This window comes from Granulicella aggregans, from assembly GCF_014203275.1.
Lineage (GTDB): Bacteria > Acidobacteriota > Terriglobia > Terriglobales > Acidobacteriaceae > Edaphobacter.
This window is the reverse complement of record NZ_JACHIP010000005.1, coordinates 333,067-352,283: the sequence shown is the minus strand read 5'-3', so window position 1 is coordinate 352,283 and position 19,217 is coordinate 333,067. Positions and strand designations below refer to the sequence as shown.

General features: G+C 59.0%; 11 protein-coding genes. 9 read left to right on the top strand and 2 right to left on the bottom strand.

Translation table 11 applies throughout. The annotated features are described in order from the left end of the window. Window positions 1-2: 2 nt before the first annotated feature. The 9 genes from HDF16_RS18725 (at window position 3) to HDF16_RS18685 (ending at window position 16,146) form a co-directional block, all read left to right on the top strand. Complete coding sequence (locus HDF16_RS18725) at window positions 3-434, top strand: chemotaxis protein CheX (RefSeq protein WP_184220062.1); 432 nt, start codon at window positions 3-5, stop codon at window positions 432-434. Continuing rightward, window positions 431-1,504: a protein-glutamate methylesterase/protein-glutamine glutaminase gene (locus HDF16_RS18720; protein ID WP_184220059.1), complete on the top strand. Its 1,074-nt coding sequence runs from the start codon at window positions 431-433 to the stop codon at window positions 1,502-1,504. The genes HDF16_RS18725 and HDF16_RS18720 overlap by 4 nt, the downstream gene beginning before the upstream one ends. Window positions 1,505-1,711: 207 nt before the next feature. After that, on the top strand, window positions 1,712-3,505 hold the full coding sequence (locus tag HDF16_RS18715) for a porin (RefSeq protein WP_184220057.1): 1,794 nt from the start codon (window positions 1,712-1,714) through the stop codon (window positions 3,503-3,505). A 131-nt stretch (window positions 3,506-3,636) separates the two neighbouring features. Further along, on the top strand, window positions 3,637-5,133 hold the full coding sequence (locus HDF16_RS18710; protein ID WP_184220054.1) for a methyl-accepting chemotaxis protein: 1,497 nt from the start codon (window positions 3,637-3,639) through the stop codon (window positions 5,131-5,133). A 666-nt stretch (window positions 5,134-5,799) separates the two neighbouring features. Beyond that, window positions 5,800-9,681 carry a protease pro-enzyme activation domain-containing protein gene (locus HDF16_RS18705; RefSeq protein ID WP_184220051.1) on the top strand — a complete coding sequence of 1,294 codons (3,882 nt, stop codon included), beginning with the start codon at window positions 5,800-5,802 and terminating at the stop codon, window positions 9,679-9,681. Between the two features lie 102 nt (window positions 9,682-9,783). Next, window positions 9,784-13,161, top strand: coding sequence for an FG-GAP-like repeat-containing protein (locus tag HDF16_RS18700; protein ID WP_184220048.1), 3,378 nt, complete (start codon window positions 9,784-9,786; stop codon window positions 13,159-13,161). 84 nt (window positions 13,162-13,245) lie between these two features. Further along, a complete protein-coding gene (locus tag HDF16_RS18695; RefSeq protein ID WP_221312891.1) occupies window positions 13,246-14,370 on the top strand; it encodes a sensor histidine kinase in 1,125 nt (374 codons plus the stop codon). Continuing rightward, entirely contained in the window at window positions 14,360-15,139 is a 780-nt protein-coding gene (locus HDF16_RS18690) for a LytR/AlgR family response regulator transcription factor (RefSeq protein WP_184220043.1), read from the top strand. The genes HDF16_RS18695 and HDF16_RS18690 overlap by 11 nt, the downstream gene beginning before the upstream one ends. A gap of 95 nt (window positions 15,140-15,234) precedes the next feature. Then, on the top strand, window positions 15,235-16,146 hold the full coding sequence (locus tag HDF16_RS18685) for an SDR family oxidoreductase (RefSeq protein ID WP_184220040.1): 912 nt from the start codon (window positions 15,235-15,237) through the stop codon (window positions 16,144-16,146). A 4-nt stretch (window positions 16,147-16,150) separates the two neighbouring features. On the opposite strand, the gene HDF16_RS18680 is transcribed toward HDF16_RS18685, so the two are convergent. Both HDF16_RS18680 and HDF16_RS18675 read right to left on the bottom strand, forming a co-directional pair. Beyond that, window positions 16,151-17,722: a GMC family oxidoreductase gene (locus HDF16_RS18680; RefSeq protein ID WP_246409294.1), complete on the bottom strand. Its 1,572-nt coding sequence runs from the start codon at window positions 17,720-17,722 to the stop codon at window positions 16,151-16,153. Further along, window positions 17,719-19,176: an alpha/beta hydrolase gene (locus HDF16_RS18675; protein WP_184220037.1), complete on the bottom strand. Its 1,458-nt coding sequence runs from the start codon at window positions 19,174-19,176 to the stop codon at window positions 17,719-17,721. The genes HDF16_RS18680 and HDF16_RS18675 overlap by 4 nt, the downstream gene beginning before the upstream one ends. Window positions 19,177-19,217: the final 41 nt, after the last annotated feature.

Here is a 19,217-nt window from a genome sequence, read left to right as displayed (position 1 = left end):
TTATGGAAAGTGCTGTTGCCGAGGTCCTCGAGTCGATGTGCTTCATCTCCTCTGAGGGTGAGGCCACGGATGAAATGGGAGATGATCGCCCGAACTGGATCTGCGGCGAGCTTGAGTTTTCGGGTATTCCCGGGGGTGCCTTTGGGATAGCCGTACCGCCTTCTACTGCTGCTGTGATAGCAGCCAACTTCCTTGGGGAGGACGAGGCGGACCTTAGCGAAAAGCAGACAGTCGAGGTCGTCTGCGAGCTCACGAATATGGTGTGTGGCACGTTGCTGGCACAGATCGATTCCAAGCAGGCGTTCACCCTATCTCCTCCGAAGCATGTCTCCGCCGACACAGAATCGCCTGCGAAGAGCGGCCGAATCCAGGGGACGTACGCACTCGACGAAGGCTTTATCTATACGTGGTTGGAACTTCAGGCGACCGCATGAGCGTACAGAATGGCAAGATTAAGGTAATGGTGGTGGACGACTCGGCAATCGTTCGCAAGATTCTCTCTGACACGATTGCCATGGAGTCGGATATGGAAGTGGTCGCGACCGCTCCAGACCCCTATGTCGCGCGGGACAAGATCCTCGCGCTGAAGCCGGATGTCATCACACTCGATATCGAAATGCCGCGCATGGACGGGCTGACCTTCCTCAAGAAGCTGATGAAGTTTCATCCTATGCCGGTGATCATCATCAGCTCGCTGACGAAGGCTTCCTGTGAGATCTCTCTTGAGGCGCTCGCAAGTGGTGCAGTTGAAGTGATGGAAAAGCCGGGCGGTCCTTACTCCATCGGGGAACTGAGGGAGGGGTTGGCGCAAAAGTTGCGGGCAGCCGCGGGAGCGAGGGTCTCTGCGCCCGTGTCGAAGCAATTTATAGTGGCCCCGCCGCTCCCGCAAGCGCCAACCATGATGCAGAATGACATGGTCATCGCTATCGGTGCCTCCACTGGAGGGACTGAGGCGATTCGCGATGTGCTGATGCAGTTGCCGGCGAACATACCGGGAATCGTCATCACGCAACATATTCCTAAGCAGTTCTCGACGTCGTTCGCGCGACGGCTTGACGCCTCATGCCCCTTCGAAGTCAAGGAGGCCGAAGACGGCGACGAAGTTCGTCCCGGACGTGCGCTGGTGGCTCCGGGTGACTTTCACATGGTGTTGCGTGCGAGGGCCGGAGGGTATTTCGTCCAGGTTCAGGACGGTCCAAAGATCTGCTACCAGCGGCCGGCAGTCGACGTGATGTTTGCTTCCGTTGCGAATACAGCGAAGTCCCGCGCAGTCGGCGTATTGCTGACGGGTATGGGTGCTGATGGAGCGCAGGGCATGTTGAGTATGCGGAACGCAGGGGCAAGAACGATCGCGCAAAATGAACAGACGTGTGTCGTTTATGGAATGCCGCGAGAGGCCGCGAGGCTGAATGCAGTGGAGCAGGTACTCCCGCTGCAGGGTATTCCCGCAGCTATCGTGAAGCTGGTCACGAAGGGGGCACAAGCCATCAAGCGGTCTGCTTAGAGATAGGCGGTGGTGAGGTGCGGACTACGCGCGGATCTGGCATTTCGCTAGCGCCGAACCAGGACTGTGTCTGGACCTGTGTGCCTGTTCTTGCGCAAGTGGGGTACAACTTCGGGGACAGATTGCCGCCGTGGACCTGATCAAGACAACCAAAGATGGCGATAGCGGGGCAGTACGTCATTCAGAGGTTGAGAGGTAAACGATTCGATGGTTAAGGAAGTCTTCAAAGTTAGAGGCAAGATCGCGACGTTCGCTATGTTGCGATGGACGATTCCTGCGGTTGCCGTATTGTTAGTAGGAATAGGCCTGCCTGTCTCGGCGCAGACTTCAGTACCCGATTCGGACAAGGCCGTGCTTGCTGCGCGCGTTCTGCAACTTGAACAGACACTTGCTGGAGTGCAGGCTCAACTCGACGCTATCAAGAGCTCACTCAACGGATCAGCGAGCCCAGCGTCAGGCCAACAGGCGGCCGCGAGTTCGACACCCCAGCATGGCGCGCCCGCCAGCGCACCCGGTTTGACTACCCCTTCCGTGAAGGCAGTCGATCCGGAAGCAGTCGCCGGTCTGACCCGAGGCGAGACCTTACCCACGGATATAAATAAGACCCACCGTTTCTTCGAGCGGAAGCCAGGCAAGGATCTCACCTTCTACACGCACGCCGGTGAACTCACAACGTATGGCAACCTCGATGTCTCGTTCGATGTGATGACGAAGGGAATTCGCGACCTGAGAGATGGGAACGGACTCCCGCCAGTTGGCAACGGCGGTTGGTTGCCTGATCTTTCTACCAACCTTTCTTACGTTGGTATACGAGGGACGCAGGCCACCGGCCTCAAGGGACTGGATTTTGTTTATCAACTAGAGACACAGATTGACATCTCTTCGACTTCAGGCACGGCCGAGAGTAACAGTTCCGAGAGCAACCAAGTTAAGGGTGGTCTCACCTCGAGAAACAGCTACATCGGTCTGGGATCGCCTAGGTTCGGCGCGATTGTCTTCGGCAAAACGGATGCTCCCTACAAGCAATCAACGGCGAGGTTGAACCCCTTCTTCGCAATGATCGGCGACTACCAGGTAATCATGGGAAACACTGGCGGAGACAACCGTGTCGAGTTCGGCACAAGGCTCGACCACTCCATCTGGTATACGTCCAAGAGGCTCGACGGCCTTGAGGTCAACATGCTCTTCTCGCCGGGGCAGAACCGCTCCAGCACCAGCGATAATATCGCTGCAGGTGAGTCCGATTGCACCGGCATAGATATTCCGGGTAGTGGCGGAAGCCTGCCGTACGCTTGCAACGACGGCGCATTCAGCGACGCGGTGAGTGCAAGCGTCTCTTACACCAAAGAGCCTCTTTACCTCGTGGCTGCTTACGAGCGGCATATGAAGGTGAATCGCCAAAGCGATCTCACGGGCCTTTACGCAAGCGTTCCACCCTCCTACTATGCTGCCTCCGTTGCGGACGAGGACGCGGCCAAACTCGGAGCACAGTACACTTTCGCCGGGAAGACAACAGTGAGTGCGATCTACGAGATGATGCACCGCTATGTTCCTGACTTCCTGGAATTCCAGAATGAGCGGCAACGTTCTGGAAGCTGGCTTTCCTTGACCCAGGTGATCTCCGCCGAGGACAGCATCTCGATGGGTTGGGGCCGCGCTTACCGGACGCCAGGCGATCCGGGACAGCACAACACCTCGCTTGAACTACCTCCACTGGGCTCGCCGGGAGATGCGACAGGTGGACGTGGGAAAGACAATTCGGCAAACCTTTATACGGTCGCGTACCGTCACCGGCTTGCGGGAGGGCTAACAGCCTATTTTGACTGGGCGGCAACGTTCAACGGGCCTTATGCACACTACGATCTGGGTGCGGGAGGTCGCGGAGTCACGGCCGATTGCCATGATGCAAGCGACGCGACAGGAGGAGAGTCTTCCGATCCGCACTGCTGGGCCGGGGGCCACCTGAAGGGCGTCTCCGCGGGTCTTGATAAACGATTCTAGAGCACGGGCCTTGAGCACAATTGAATTTGGGATTCGATAGAGATGGGAACTAAGCAAGAGATAGAGCATGACACTTTTGCCTTGCGGGAGATCTTGAGACAACCGGACGGGGAATCGTTCCAGGAGACGCCATGAGCGGATGGACAGTAGGTAAGCGGGTATTGGGTGCTTTTGCATTGACATTCGGGCTGATCGCCGCTCTGTTGATGCTCTTCGTCTATCAGACCCAGCAGAGCAATAAGCAACTGAACAAGATCATCGAGGTCTATAACAAGAAGCTGGCGATTGGATCTTCGGTCGAACTCGCTACGACGGAGATGCAGGGAGCTCAGCGGGGGCTCATGCTCTCTTACGAGGCGAAGGATGAATCTTCCGCACCTCAGTATGTGAACCTCTACGAGGAATCGGGTAAGAAGATTGACAGTCTCCTCCGTGAGATGGAGCCCCTTGCGGTGAGTGACGCGGAACATAGCGCTCTTGAAAGTGTGCGCTCCAATCGAGAGACCTGGAGGCCGCGCTTTGCCGAGTTAGTTCAAATCTGCAAGTCTGGCGACATCGCGAAGGCTTACGCGTTGCGCAGCCAAAACAAGGTGATTTCAGCCGCGATGCATGCCGGGGCTACCGCGATCGTTGAAGAACAGCATCGCTCGCTCGCGGCCGCTGCGGCAGAGTCGAGTGCAGCCATGGTCAGGGCGGGATGGTATTCATTTATCGCGGCGTGCATCTCGTTTTCGATCGCCGGCCTGGTTCTATTTATCGTGCGACAGGTAAACCAGGAGCTGCGGATTGCGGCCACTTCGCTGAACGAGGGCGCAGAAGAGATCGCGTCTGCTTCGGGGCAGGTTGCCGCTCTGAGCACCAATCTTGCGCAAGGCGCGAATGAGCAAGCGGCCTTCATCGAAGAGACTTCTGCCGCAACCATTGAGATAACCTCTATGAGCAGGCGCAGCACGGATGCCTCGCAGTCGACCGCGGCTATGTTCGCCTCTTCTCAGATTCGTTTCGAAGAGGCCGATCGGTGCCTGGTGGAGATGGAGAACGCGATGAATGGCATTAACACCTCCACGGAGCAGATCTCGCGCATCATCAAGGTGATCGAGCAGATCGCGTTCCAGACCAACATTCTTGCACTCAACGCGGCGGTGGAAGCGGCGCGGGCGGGAGAAGCAGGCGCTGGGTTCGCCGTGGTCGCGGATGAAGTTCGAAGTCTTGCGCAGCGAAGTGCCCAGGCAGCCAAGGACACGGCAGAGTTTATCGAAGACTCCATCGTCAAGTCGTCCGCAGGCAAGGAGAAGGTAGACCAGGTAGCTACCGTGATCAGAGCGATTACGGGTGACTCCGGCAAGATCAAACAACTTGTTGACGACATCTATCACGGAAGCCAGGAGCAGTTGCGCGGTATAGACCAGGTCGCCAATTCCATTCAGCAAATCGAGAAGATCACACAGGAGAGTGCCGCAAGCGCAGAAGAGTGTGCGGCCTCTTCGGAAGAACTCGCTGCCCAATCCGAAGCGATCCGCAGCATTGTCGCCAGCCTTAACGCACTCGTCGGCGGCGCTGAGACGAAGACCTATCGATCTTCCGGCTTCAGTGAATCGAATGGCCGGCTGCTGTTATCACACCGCTAGGATCGATGAAGTAAGCTGCACTGGCGCGTGAGCGAGACTGGCGTATCGAGCAGATTCGACTTCCCAGACGAAGCAGGCGTCTACCTCGACGTCGTTGCGACGTCATCCTTGCCGTTCCACTCACGGCGGTTGGTTGGTGCTGTCCGTTCAGCTCGTCACCACTCCTGCCTCCGGTTGGCTCAGGCGTTGCATACCCATAGGGAACATCGTTCTCTGGGACATCATCCTGCTTGTAAGATTCGATGCCTTGACATCCGGGCACAGAATTATCCCCGCACTCAACCCCTTTCCCCGAACATAAAAGCAGATCATCAGTCAGCCGCTGTGCCGGATTATGCGTGCCGATTGCAGGCATTCGGATGGCGGGCGGCCGCTTTAGCGGTGCCGCAAGGCTTGAAGATGGCGCTTCTCAATGTGCCAATCAACCTGTCCGCCGCAGGAATTACACGGGCCAGCGCAAATGCCTCCGTCATCAAGAAAAAATGATGAACATCGCGTTACGCTTTGGTTCAACGCACTCCATATCCAGCTAAGGCCGAGAACTTTGCGGTCTGTCTCGTCGGCCAGCGGCGGGCGCCCCGCCGTAGGGGTCGTCCGCTTGATCAGAAACGATGGAGACAGGCTGCGGCGGACGCGGAGAAATCCCAGGTCTCACCAGGAATGACTATGAAGCTGATAAGAACTCGAAAGATGTTTCGTCCGGCTCTTGGCGTGGTTGCAACGGTGCTGTTGTCGGCAACAGCGATGGCTCAGGGCGCTGTCTCCGGGGTGTCTCCGCGACGTGTTCTCCAGGCAGTCGATGCGAGTGACCGCGTCTCGCTGAACGCATCGGTGAGACCGTGGGTTACGCATGCAAAGGACCTCGGCACGGCGCCGGCTTCGACGGCTGCTCCGAAGATGCTATTGCTCTTGAACCGCAGCGCCGAGCAGCAGCAGGCACTGTCGGAGCTCCTCGGTGATCTGCAGAATCCGGCCTCGCCTCGCTATCATCACTGGCTGACTCCGGCGCAGTTTGGGGATACCTTTGGCATGAATGCTGACGACCTGCAGAGCGTGACGAGCTGGCTGCAGTCGCAGGGCTTCACGGTGACGAAGGTTGCAAAGGCTCGGAACGTGATTGAGTTCTCTGGCAACGTGGGGCAGGTGCAACAGGCCTTCAACACGCGGATTCACCGGCTGTCCGTCGACGGGACGCAGACGATGACGAGTGTTACGCCTGTGCAGGTGCCCCGTGCACTCGCCGCCGTCATCAAAGGATTAGTTAATCTCGACAGCGCGAAGCCTCATGCCTCGGTGACGCAGGCGTCGCGGGCGACTTACGATTCCAGCACTCATCGGATAAAGCCGGATCTGACGCTGTTCGACAGCACGGGTGCCAACCCTTATCTCTACATGGACCCGGCCGATGCGGCGACTGTCTATGACACACCGAACGCTACGCTGAACGCCAATTACTCTGGCACGACACTCGACGGTACCGGCATCAATGTAGGCATCGTGGGAGATTCGAACGTCGATCTCACGTCGGTCAGCAACTATCGCCAGGCATTTTTGAATGAGACTGCGGACAACGTCAATCTTCCCACCATCGTTGTCGACGGCAGCGACCCAGGCATCAACGGCGACGAGGTGGAAAGCTTCCTCGATCTCGAAGTATTGGGCGGCATCGCACCCAAGGCGAATCTTTACTACTACACGTCAGACAGCAGCGATCTGAGCTCGGGCCTGGTGAATGCGATCGGGCGGGCGATTGAAGACAATGTCGTCAGCATCCTGAGCATCAGCTATAGCAGTTGCGAGGCGAACCAGGGAACAGCGGGCAACGCCTTCTTTGCAGAGCTCTATCAGCAGGCGGACGCGCAGGGGATTACGATCACGGTCTCGAGCGGAGACAGCGGCCCTGCGAACTGCGATAATCCAAACGCCGAGCACGTAGCGGCCAATGGCCTAGTAGTCAATGCTCTGGGTTCGACGCCTTACAACGTCTCGGTGGGTGGAACGGACTTCGATGCACTGGCATCGGACTTCAGCACCTACGTCGACACGACCACGAGCGGGGTATCCCCGTACTTTCGCACGGCTCTCAAGTACATTCCGGAGCGGCCTTGGAACGACTCGACCCGCATCAGTACGTCGACCTCAGCGAATGTGCCGCTGACCATCAACGGAGCGACGAATATCATCGCAGCCGGGAGCGGCGTGAGCTCGGTCTATGCAAAGCCGGACTTCCAGACTGCGTTGACCCCAGCGGATGGAGCGAGGGATATGCCCGACGTCTCGTTCCTCGCAGCGAATGGTCTATACGGTGCGACATGGGTGCTCTGCGAGGGAGGCATTCTGGGTTACGACTGCCTGACGACGGATGGGCAGTTCACGGACTCAACGACGTTCAGCGGAGCGGGTGGCACCTCCGCTTCGACACCGGCGTTTGCCGGAATGCTGGCGCTGGTGGAGCAGTCCACGGGATCGCGCCTGGGGCAGGCCAACGATGTTCTGTATCGATTGGCCGGGACGAAGTATTCGACTGTATTTCACGACGTGGTCACTGGAGATAATGCGGTTGTATGTGACGCTGGAACCTCGGGTTGCGGCAGCAATGGATTCACGACCGGTTATGACGCTGTGCCCGGCTACGACCTCGCAAGCGGCCTCGGCAGTGTGGATGTTGCGGCTCTGGTGGCGAACTGGGGCTCCGCGTCCGGCACCTCAACCGCAACAACCTTGAAGATCAACGGCGCAGGCACTCCGGTGAGTGTGACCCATGGCACATCGCTCGATATCAACGTGGCGGTGTCGCCCACAACCGCGAGCGGCAGCGCAGGGCTCGTAGCCAGCACGAGTCTTATCGGCGGCCAGCTTGCGATCCCGTTGACGAACGGTGTTGGTACGACCACCTACAACGGCTTGCCGGGTGGAACCTATACTTTGTATGCGCGCTACGGTGGTGACGCCAGCGACGCGGCGAGCTCTTCTTCGCCGATCAGCATCAACATCGCATCCGAGCCAAGCACCACGAACCTCACGGTGAACGCATACACCGCGCTGACCGCATCTACGATCACGACGAACAACGCCATCCCTTATGGGTCGTACATCTTCTCGGATGCCTTTGTCTTCGGCACTGCGGAAGGGCAGACGGCAAGCCTGGGGCAGGCGACCGGTACTGTCACCTTCCTCGACAATGGAAGCGCCATCGGGACAGGTGATGTGACGGCTTTGGACTACGCTTCATTCCCCGGGTTATCGAAGGGAGTCTATCCGTTTACGGCAGGTACGCACGTCTTGACCGCGAGCTACGCTGGCGACGCGAGTTACCAGGCGAACGTGAGTGCTCCGGTTAGCTTCACCATGCTGAAGGGAACGATGCAGATCTCGGTGGTTCCTGCCTCTGCCGCGACCAACACGGTGACGAACGACATCATCACTGTAAACCTGGCCACGAACGGTCTGGGCGCTGTTCCGACCGGAACGGTAACGTTGCAGGCAAACGGTGTGACCCTGGGATCGACGAGCACGATTGTGCAAGGGGCCCAGGCCAATGGACTGGTCTTCGGATTCGCCACCATTACGATTAAAGGCAGTGACTTACAACAAGGTGCGAACACGCTTACGGCGACGTATACGGGTGACAGCAACTACGTGGCCGGCACAGCGAACGTTGTAGTCACAAGCAGCAAGGCCACCTTCTCGCTCTCGGCGAGCCCCATCAGTGTGACTGCGGGAAGCACGACCGGCGACACCACAACGGTGCGGGTGACGCCGCTCAATGACTTTACCGGCGTCATCAATCTGACGTGTGCCGTAACCAGTGCGCCGGCGGGAGCGACCAGTCCGGTCACCTGTGCAGTTCCGGCTACGGTGAATGTTTCGGGCCTTGGTGCCGTGGCAGGTACGCTCACGGTCAACACAACCTCTGAGACAACAGGCGGCAGCTACGTGGTAACGATCACCGGAGTGGATGCGTTGACGGGTAAGCTCACGGCTACGGCTACATCCGATGTGACGGTGACGGGTGCGACCCTTACGCCAGCCTTCACGTTGAGCAACGCCGGAGCCATCATGATCGCGCCCGGAGCTTCGACAGGCAATACGTCGGTGATCTCGGTGAGTCCTGCTGGCGGATTTACCGGAGCTGTGGCACTCTCCTGCGCGGTGACCTCATCTCCCGCTGGAGCTGCCGATCCATTGACCTGCTCGCTTTCGAATCCGACGGTGACGATCACAGGCACTGCGGCCGCAACCACTACGGTAACGATCAGTTCTACTGCGGCAACTACAGCCTCGCTGGAGAATCGATTCGGCGGAGGTGGCATCGCGCTGGGCTTGATGCTGATCATTCTGCCGATGCGGCGACGCCGATTCGTTCCACTGTTCTGCCTGATCCTACTCGCGGGCCTTGGGATGATGACGGGATGCAGTAGCTCACCCAGCACTCCGGTCAAGACCGCCAATCCGGGCACCAGTGAGGGAGCTTATGTGGTCACCGTATTTGGCACCGCGTCGAGCGTCGCCCCCGCGACCACGACCGTGAGTGTCACGGTGAACTGATCTATCGCCACAGCACTTCTTCACCGCGCGCTGGCAGGTGGTCGCCAGCGCGCGGTGTCATCAGGATCACGTATCTCCTAAATTCACGTGAGGTAGATCAGCATGGTATTCACATCAAAACGCACATGGCTTGCGGCTACATTCATCTTGTCCTCCGTCCTGAGTCCATTCCTCGGCGCAGCAAGTGCTCAGCGCGAGGTGAAGTCGCGAACCATTACATCGATGACGCCCGCATCGCCGTTTGAGCGAACGATGCGTCCTCTTCTCGGCAAGCTGAAGCTTCCGGTTTCGAATCGCACGGCTAGCGCTCGCAACGTCTCGGCGAATATGTCCGGTACGACGGTGCTCAACTTTGGCGGCTACCTTTCGGCTCCCGCGTATCCGGCGCGCGCGTCGAACTCCATCGCTTACGATTCGCTGAATAACGGTGTGCAGACAGCGATTGCCGCGGACTTCGATAAGGACGGCCTGACAGATGTCGCGGTGGTGCAGTTCGACGGCACGCTTAACATTTTGCGCAACACAGGTGGCGGAGTACTTGCAGCGCCCGCCGGGTATATCAATCCAAATCCCAATGTCGGATCGGAAAATGTGGCTCAGTCCTTTGCCGCGGATCTGAACGGCGATGGATATCCGGATATCGTCTCTTTCGACGCGGCGAACCTTGCCCTGTTGACCTTTTTGAATGACGGTAACGGCGCCTTCAACACGGCGCAGACGATCAACCTAAGCACAGACTATGGCAACCCGGCCGGCATCACGGTGGGCGACGTGAACGGCGATGGCAACGCCGATGTGGTCGTCGCCTACTACAACATCATGTCGAGGACCAGCTCGCAGATGTCGATCCAGACACTCGTCGGCAAGGGTGATGGGACCTTCACCGCGATGACCGGGGCGACCATCGCTGTGCCGACTTCACTCACCTTGTCGGGTCTGGCACCTATCACCCTGGGTGACCTGAATGGCGATGGCAAGCTGGATATTGCCACACTATTACAGGAACAGAACTCGCGCTCGGCGGGCGTGTTCGTTGTGACGACCGCGTTGGGTAACGGCGATGGCACGTTCGCAGCCCTGAACGTGAACAGCCCTATTTCGGCGGCTGTGTCTGGCATCCCGAACCTGTCCTTCAACACTGCCGGTGTCCAGATTCTTGATCTGAACAAAGACGGTAAATTAGACCTCGAAGTCGACATGAATGGTCTTTTGTATGTCGCTTTGGGACAAGGAGACAACTCGTTCAGTCCGCAGGTAAGCTCGGACTTTCAGGGAGGTTATGCTGTCGCCTTCGCCGATCTCAACGGCGACGGCTACCCTGATGCAATCTGCGGCGTGACTGGCCTTCAAGTGTCTCTCGGCAAGGGAGACGGGACCTTCGCGGCACCGGCGATCAATGGGCAGTATGCGATCGACATTGCAACGCCGCAGGGCGTTGTTGCAGCCGACTTTGACGGCGATGGCAAGCTCGACATCGCCGAGCTTGGTGCAGACTACAAAGAAGTCTCCATGTTCTTCGGCAACGGTGACGGTACTCTGCATGGAGCGTTGCAGCTCAGCCTGCCGACCGATGTGGCGCCCTCTGATACGGAGCTTGAGAATGTACTGAAGGCAACGGCCAAGCCTTATAGCGATCTGGTCGTCATCAACTTCGGCGGCGACGCTCCTTCGCTTCAGACAGGTTTGAGCGATGGCAAAGGAAACTTCAGCTACGTGCTTTCGCTTGCAGCGGGGCTGCCGACTGACTTCAACTTTGTCGAGCCTGTGCAGGCGGACTTCAATGGGGATGGTCTCCAGGATCTGCTGATAGCTGGCGTCGCCGGGGAGTTATGGGTGTCGCTGTCCGACGGTGATGGCACTTTCGCCATTCCAGTGGCAATCAACCTGCCGACACTTACTTGCGCTCTGTCGTACGCTGCCACCGCTGATCTGAACGGCGATGGCAAGCAGGACATCGTGATCGCCTACGGCGGTGACTCGGTATGCGGGGGAGTGACCACCGCCTCTGGCTATTTTGTGATCGCAGGCAAGGGTGACGGAACCTTCCAGACGCCGGTCTTCTTTCCCAGCGGCACACAGCTTTACTCCGTGGCGCTCGCGGACATGAACCTGGACGGCAACACTGACCTGATCCTGAATGACGTTCCGACCGCTACTTCGGGGCCGTTTCAGGTGACGCTTCAGGCGGGCAACGGCGACGGTACATTCGGAGCGGCGTCCACGCTGCTCACGAACTACGTCGTCACCGATGTGAAAGTTGCGGACATGAACTCGGATGGCAATCCCGACGTGCTTCTCGCCGCCGAAGAGGTATACGGCAGCGACGTCACCACTGCTGGGTTGGTGCTGATCAATGGCAACGGCGACGGTACGTTCGGCAGTCATTCGCTGATCGCGGGCGGGAACGTCTTCCTTCAGACTCAGGTCGCGGACATGAATGGAGATTCGATCCCGGACATCGAGGCGTCGCTTTACACGAACGGAGCGCAGCCAAACACTTACTACGGCTTCTCGACTTTATTGGGACTTGGTGGAGGTGGTTTCAGCGCGCCGATCAATCAGCTGATCCCGCTGAATGGCGTGTTGCCGCTGGTAGGAAACTTCTTTGATGACAATGCTCCGGACGTGGTGACGGACACGTTCTACGGTATCGATCTCTTCCTGGGGCAGGGAGGCACGACACTCACGCTTGGCACCTCGGCGCCGTCCGTGGCTTATGGAACCACGGAGACGTTTACGGCGAAGGTCGTCGCATCCATGTCGGGACGTCCCGCGTTGACGGGGACTGTCTCCTTCTACGATGGCACCACGCTTCTGGGGACTGCATCTGTAAGCGGCGGGAGCGCGAGCTTCAGCACCGCCTCGTTGGCATTGGGGACACACAGTGTCTCGGCGGTTTACTCTGGCGATTCGAACTTCAACCTCAACACCAGCGGCACTGCGGCGGTAGCGGTCACATCGCTTGCGCCTGCATTCGCTCTCACGAGTACGTCAACAGCGCTTACGCTCTCTCAGGGAGCGAACGGGATCGTCCCGTTGACCCTGACTGCGAATGCGACGTTCAGCGGGCCCGTCAACCTGACCTGCTCCGGTGCGCCGAGCAACGCATCGTGCGGCTTCAGCAGCGACAGCGTCGTCCTGACGGCGGGCAGCTCAGCCACGGCCGCGCTGGTGATAGGAACCACTGGGACCAAGACCTCCATGCAGGTGCCTTCGAATTCACCGTGGCAAGGTAAGGCGCCCATGGTGAGCGTCGCGTCGCTGGTCTTGATGTGCTTCATCAGGCCGCGCAGAAAGCTGCGGGGAGTTCTGTTCGCGGCGTTGCTCGCTGTGGCGGCCATGGGAGCGACCGGTTGCAGTGGCGGAGGCCCGACCGTTTCATCGGTGGGCAAGACTTCCTTCACGGTTACGGTGACGGCCACGCCCAGCGGCGGCGCAGGCACAGCTCAGACGGCAACGGTCAATGTAACAGTGCAGTAAGTCTGAGATCACACCCGGCCAGGCGCGAACAGCAGTAGTTGTTCCCGCCTGGCCCAAGCAAGTCGAGATACGGTTGCACCTACAATGAAGTTATTGGAACGCCTCAAGCAAAATCCGGAGTACATGTCCTTCTGGCCTTTACAAATGGCGGGATGGGGCACCTACCTGGTGATGAACGTTCTTTCGTCCATCCCTTACAGGCATAGGCCTGACTATATTGCGTTCCGCGGCGCTTTCCTTGCCAGTAGCTTCCTTGCCAGCTTTCCGATGTATTGGCTTTGTCACTTTCTGTGGAAGCGCCGTCCGCGGATTCGCGTGATCGCAGCTTTCTGCATCCTCGCGTCCTACCCACTTGGGCTTTTATGCGCGGCGGCAGCGTTCGAGGCAGGGATAGTCTTCAGCATCCGTCGTCCGCCCTTTAGTTGGGGAGACATCATTAGCGCCGCTCCCAGCGGATGGTTCGCGCTCATTGCGTGGTCTTCGTTTTACTTCGGCATAAAGCACTACCTCGAGCTTAAGGAAAAGCACCGGCAGTTGCTGGCCATCGAACGGCTCGCGCGCGAGGCACAGATTCGGGCTCTGCGATATCAACTGCAGCCGCACTTCCTCTTTAATACTCTGAACGCGATCTCCACGCTTGTTCTGAGCGAGCAGGTAAAGCCCGCCACGGAGATGATCGGCAAGCTCGCGCACATGCTGCGCAGCACGCTCGATTCACCGGACCTACACCGGCTTCCGTTCTCCGACGAACTTGCTGTGACCGAGGAGTATCTCGACATCGAACGGGTGCGCTTCGGCGACCGCCTCGAAGTGCGTTGGGACGTCGATCCCGTAGTACGCAACGTTCTGGTTCCACGCCTTCTTCTGCAACCACTCGTGGAAAATGCTGTCCGGCATGGCGTGGCGAGAAGGCCCTATGGCGGCTTCATCCTGATCACGGCGCGCCGCGTGGGGACGAGCCTCGCGGTACACATTGAAAATCAACTGCCGGAAGAGAAGTCTTCGGTGCTACTGGATCGGGTTGTGCGTCCGGGCGGTCTTGGGCTCGAGAATGTCAGACTCCGCCTGAAGGAGATGTATGGTGAAGCAGGCAGTATGCACGCCTCTGCCAACGCGCGCGGGAACTATGAAGTGTCGTTGCTGCTGCCGGGGATAGAGGCGGACAGCTCGGACGGCGCTTCAAGTCCTATCGAAGTCTATGAAATTTAGCGTCCTTATCGTTGACGATGAACCGCTTGCACGGCAGGGGGTCTCGCTCCGCCTGCAGCCTCACGACGACATGGCCGTGATTGGCGAATGCTCGAACGGTCAGGAGGCGCGGGATGCGATCCTCGAGCGGAAGCCGGATTTGGTCTTTCTCGACATCCAGATGCCTCTGCTCAGCGGCATCGAGGTGATGCGTACGCTCCCACCCGATCGGACCCCGTACACGATCTTTCTCACGGCCTTCGACGAATACGTGATGCAAGCGTTTGAGGTCCACGCGATCGACTATCTTCTGAAGCCCATTGACGACTCGCGCTTCAACGCAGCTCTGCAACATGCTCGCAGGGTGCTTGGCGGCACACAGACGGCGACGTATCAGGAGCGATTGCGAGAGCTTCTCACGCAGGACGCGAACATCCCTGTGCCTGCGCCGCTCAAGGAGTTTTCTGTCCGAACGGGCAGGCGGGTCACGTTCGTCTCCGTCGAAGACATCGATTGGATCGAAGCGCAGGGCGATTACGCGCAACTACACGTGGGCAACAAGGAGTACCTGCTTCGAGAGTCGCTTACCTATCTTGAGACTCGTCTGGATACAGGCAGCTTTCTTCGCATCCACCGCTCCGCGATCGTTCGAGTGAACCGCATCGTGCGGGTGGACTCGCGCCCCAATCGGGACTGCGTAGTTACGCTGGCTGGCGGCAGCTTATTACGAGTGAGTCGGACGTATAGCCATCATCTACGAAACCTGTTGCGTAATGGTTCGCTTGCTTAAGGCGGCCGGTTTAACCGTCGTGCTTCGTTCATGGGCCGCAGCTCAAAGCAAACGATCGAGACGCGATCTGCATCCGAAGCGATCATGAGGTGGTCATGAGCGGAAATAAAGAACTCTCGAACTTGTACAAGTTGCAGGACCCGACAAAGCAGTATCCAAGGCCCAAGTTCAAACATCAGCCCCAGGGTGTTCCCGGCCTCGATCGCAAGATGCAGCCTCTCGCGGATCACGGGGAGACCAGCTACAAGGGCAGCGGAAGATTGCCCAATCGCAAAGCGCTGGTAACGGGCGGTGACTCCGGGATTGGACGTGCGGCGGCGATCGCGTTCGCGCGCGAGGGAGCGGATGTCGCGATCAACTACCTGCCCAGTGAAGAGGGGGATGCGCAGGAAGTGATCGCGCTGATTGAGAAAGAAGGCCGGAAAGCGATTGCGATTCCGGGGGATATCAGCAGTGAAGCGTTCTGCAAGCAGATGGTGAAAAGGGCGCACAAGGCGCTCGGCGGGTTGGACATCCTGGCGTGCGTGGCGGGCAAGCAGCACGCGGTTGAGAAGATTGCGGACGTCACGACTCAGCAACTGGAGCAGACGTATCGCGTGAATGTCTTCGCGCTGTTCTGGACGGTGAAGGCGGCGCTCCCGCTGATGCCGCCGGGCGGTTCAATCATTACGACAGCGTCGATCCAGGCCACACATCCGAGCCCAAGTCTTCTGGACTATGCACCAACGAAGGCCGCGATTCTGGCGTTCACGCGAGCGCTTGCGCGTCAGGTTGCGGAGGACGGGATCCGCGTTAATTGCGTTGCTCCTGGACCGGTGTGGACTCCGCTGCAAACGAGCGGTGGGCAGCCAGACAAAAAGATTCCAGCGTTTGGATCGGAGACCCCGATGAAGCGGCCGGGGCAGCCGGTGGAGATGTCGCCACTGTACGTGCTGCTGGCTTCGCAGGAATCAAGCTACGTAACGGGTGAGGTGTACGGCGCGACAGGTGGGCTCGAGGTCGGATAGCGCGTCATCGTCTGGATAGGAAGTGATTCGCTGTGCGAAGGGCGAGTGCCATAATCGTAAGGGCCGGGTTGGCGGCCAACGCGCTGGGGAAGACCGAGTTATCGCAGACGTAGAGATTAGCGACGTCATGCGAATGTCCGAAGGAGTCGACGACGGAATCTGTTGGAGAATGGCCCATCCGGCAGGTTCCGATGATATGAGCGGTGCGCTGAAGCGTCCAGCAGTCACTGGCTCCGGCCGCCTGCCACGCAGCGGTCATGAGCGCCTCAGCGTGTTTGCCCATGGCCAGTTCGTGGCAGCCGTAAGAGAAGTGGACCAAGGGCTTGGGAAGGCCCGAGGTGTCGACTGCGTCAGAGAGTTCGAGGAAGTTCTGCTTCGAGGGCAGGCAGTCGCCGTTGATGCCGATCCCGGCGACGGAGTTATAACGATCGAGATAGTGCACGAGGTCTTCGCCGAAGAGTTTGCGTTCACGCGCTACACCCTGCGCCCACGTGACGGGCACCACGCCGAGGCTCTGCGTAATGTAGCCGCTGGGAAAGTTTGCATTGTCTGGCCGGAGAAGGTCTTCCGAGATGATGGTGGCGGGGAAGCCTTTGTTCATCCGGACGGGTTCGTCGAAGGTTCCCCAGACCTGCGTCGCGACGTGGGACATGAAGTTGCGGCCAACTTGTCCGCTGCTATTGGCAAGACCGGCGAAGAGAAGGAGTCGCGGCGTCTCGACGGCGCCGGCGCAGAGAAAGACTGCGCGGCAACGCTGGCGTTCGAGAGAACCATCGAGCGTGTGGCGATAGAGGACGGCGGTGATCTGGCCGCGCGCGTCACGCTCAAAGCCATGCACGAAGCTGTGAGGGCGAATCTCCGCGCCGGATTTCACTGCCCATGGGAGATAGGTGACATCCATACTTGCCTTTGCGCCGTTCCTGCAGCCTTGGTGACAAAAGCCTCGATTGACGCAGGCGCTACGATGTCCGTACTCGGGACGGTTGATATCTGAGCTGAGAGCGGCGATTGGTGCGGCGCTCGTTCGGAGTCCGAGCGCCTCGAAGCCACGCTGCATAAGCTGACCCGGGCCATTGATCGGAATGGGACCGCCGGGATAACGGCGGGTGGAGTCCCAAGGGTAGTTCGCAGGACCACTTACGCCGAGAAAGGATTCGAGTTCTTCGTAGTGCGGAAGCAGGTCTTGATAAGAGAGCGGCCAGTCGACCCCTTCGCCAGACTCGGAATGAAGGCGCAAGTCGCGAGGATCGGCGCGAGGAACGAAGGCTCCCCAGTGCAGCATGCTCCCGCCGACTCCGGTGCCGCTGTTGTTGGCTCCGAAGACGATGGGAGTATCGCCTGCGCTGAGGCGTTCATCTGTCCAGTAGATGTTTGCAGCTGACTCGTCGGTGGGAAAGTCGTCGGCGGGAGATTCGAACCAGGGGCCAGCTTCCAGAGCGATTACACGAAGTCCGGCAGCAGCGAGAGTCGCGAGAATAGGAGCCCCGCCGGCACCGGTGCCGATGACGACAGCATCGACCTCGTCGTGGTGCGGGTACTGACGCATTGTTCGGCGAGCAAGAGCTAGCTCGTTCATTGTTCCGAGACCTCTTGCTCAAAGAGCTCTTTCTCGTTCAAACGGATTGAAGTGAAACCGCCTTCGTCAGCGAACCCCGTGAACCCGATGCGATCCATGGTGCGAGGATCGGCCATGTAGATGCGGGTGAGTTCGGCGTGGAGATCGCCAAACCAGTCGCTCATCTCGGCGGCAGTAAAGGACCCAGAGCCTTCGCCGAGATGCAGTACAGTCAAGAGGTCTTTACCGAGTTTGCCGTCACGGGCCTTCGAGAGAATTTCATCCTGGCGGCTAACATCAAGAGCGCTGAATCCCACGCCATATTTGTGTAATGAAGAGCTATCGAGGGAACGAGGGCCTCTTTGCCACGCTTCGGTGTCAGGCGGGAGGCTGGCATGACGCCAGCCGTCGTGCGCGGGCTGAGCGAGCCAACGATGAACCCGGGCTGCGAGGTCAAAAGGGCAGCCTGGGATGATGCGAGCAGCCGCGGCTCGGAGTGTGAGGAGTTCGTCTGGCGTGAGGATGCTTGGCTCGGGGAGAGAATCGTCTGCGAGACGCTGATTCATCACTGCTCGAGTTTGGGAAGAGGTGAGGCTGGAGTCGATGAGCGCGCGTGTTGAAGAGGCGAGCTCCGCGTCAGGACGACGCAAAGGAATGCCGATCTCTTTGACGAACTCGACGATGCGATCGGCCAGTTCCGCGGGACGTTCGAGAGGCGAGAGATGACCAGCGCCCTCCATCGCGGTGAGCTTAGCTTGGGGGAGATGACGCAAAGTATGTTCGCGTTGCGCATCTGGGCCGAGCGCGCTCTCTGCGGTGCCCGCAAGAATGAGTGCTGGCAGGGGGATGACGCCTACGCGGTCGGCCCAGTCTTCGCGACTGCCCGTGGTAAACCAGTCCACGAAGGCGGATCGGTTCATGCGAAGAAGATCATCGACGGCGCGAGTACGCACAGCGTCAACAAGAGGAAGCTTACCGGTGTTCGTATCGACGAAGGTTTCGGCGCGAGTGCGGTCCTCCTGTGCGTCGAGGGTGCTGTGGCCGAGCGACTCGATGTTCTTCCCGCGAACGGACTCATCCATGGGCTCCGGGCCGGACGGCGAAGGTGAAAAGAGAATGAGACCACGAAGATCTTCGAGACCCTGAGTGCCATCGAGCGCGGCGCGTGCGACTATGGTGGCGAACTTTCCTCCCATGGAGTGTCCCACTAGAACCCAGGGCTCGCGACTGCCAGAGCGGAGAGCTTGGATGGTCGCGATGATGGCCTCTACAGATGTGGCGACAGTAAAGCTGGTTGCTTTGGAGGCGTCCAGTGCAGAGGAGTGGCCGAAGCCGGGGAGATCAAGGGCGGCGCAGACCAGTCCGCGGGAAGCGCATGCCTCGATGACATCGGTCCAGGTTCTGGCACTCCCGCCCAGCCAGTGGAGCATGATGATGAGCGGGCCGTCTTGCCCCTTCGTTGTGACTGGCAACATGGGGAGTTAGATGCCATTGGCACCTCAGGAATGATTGCTGG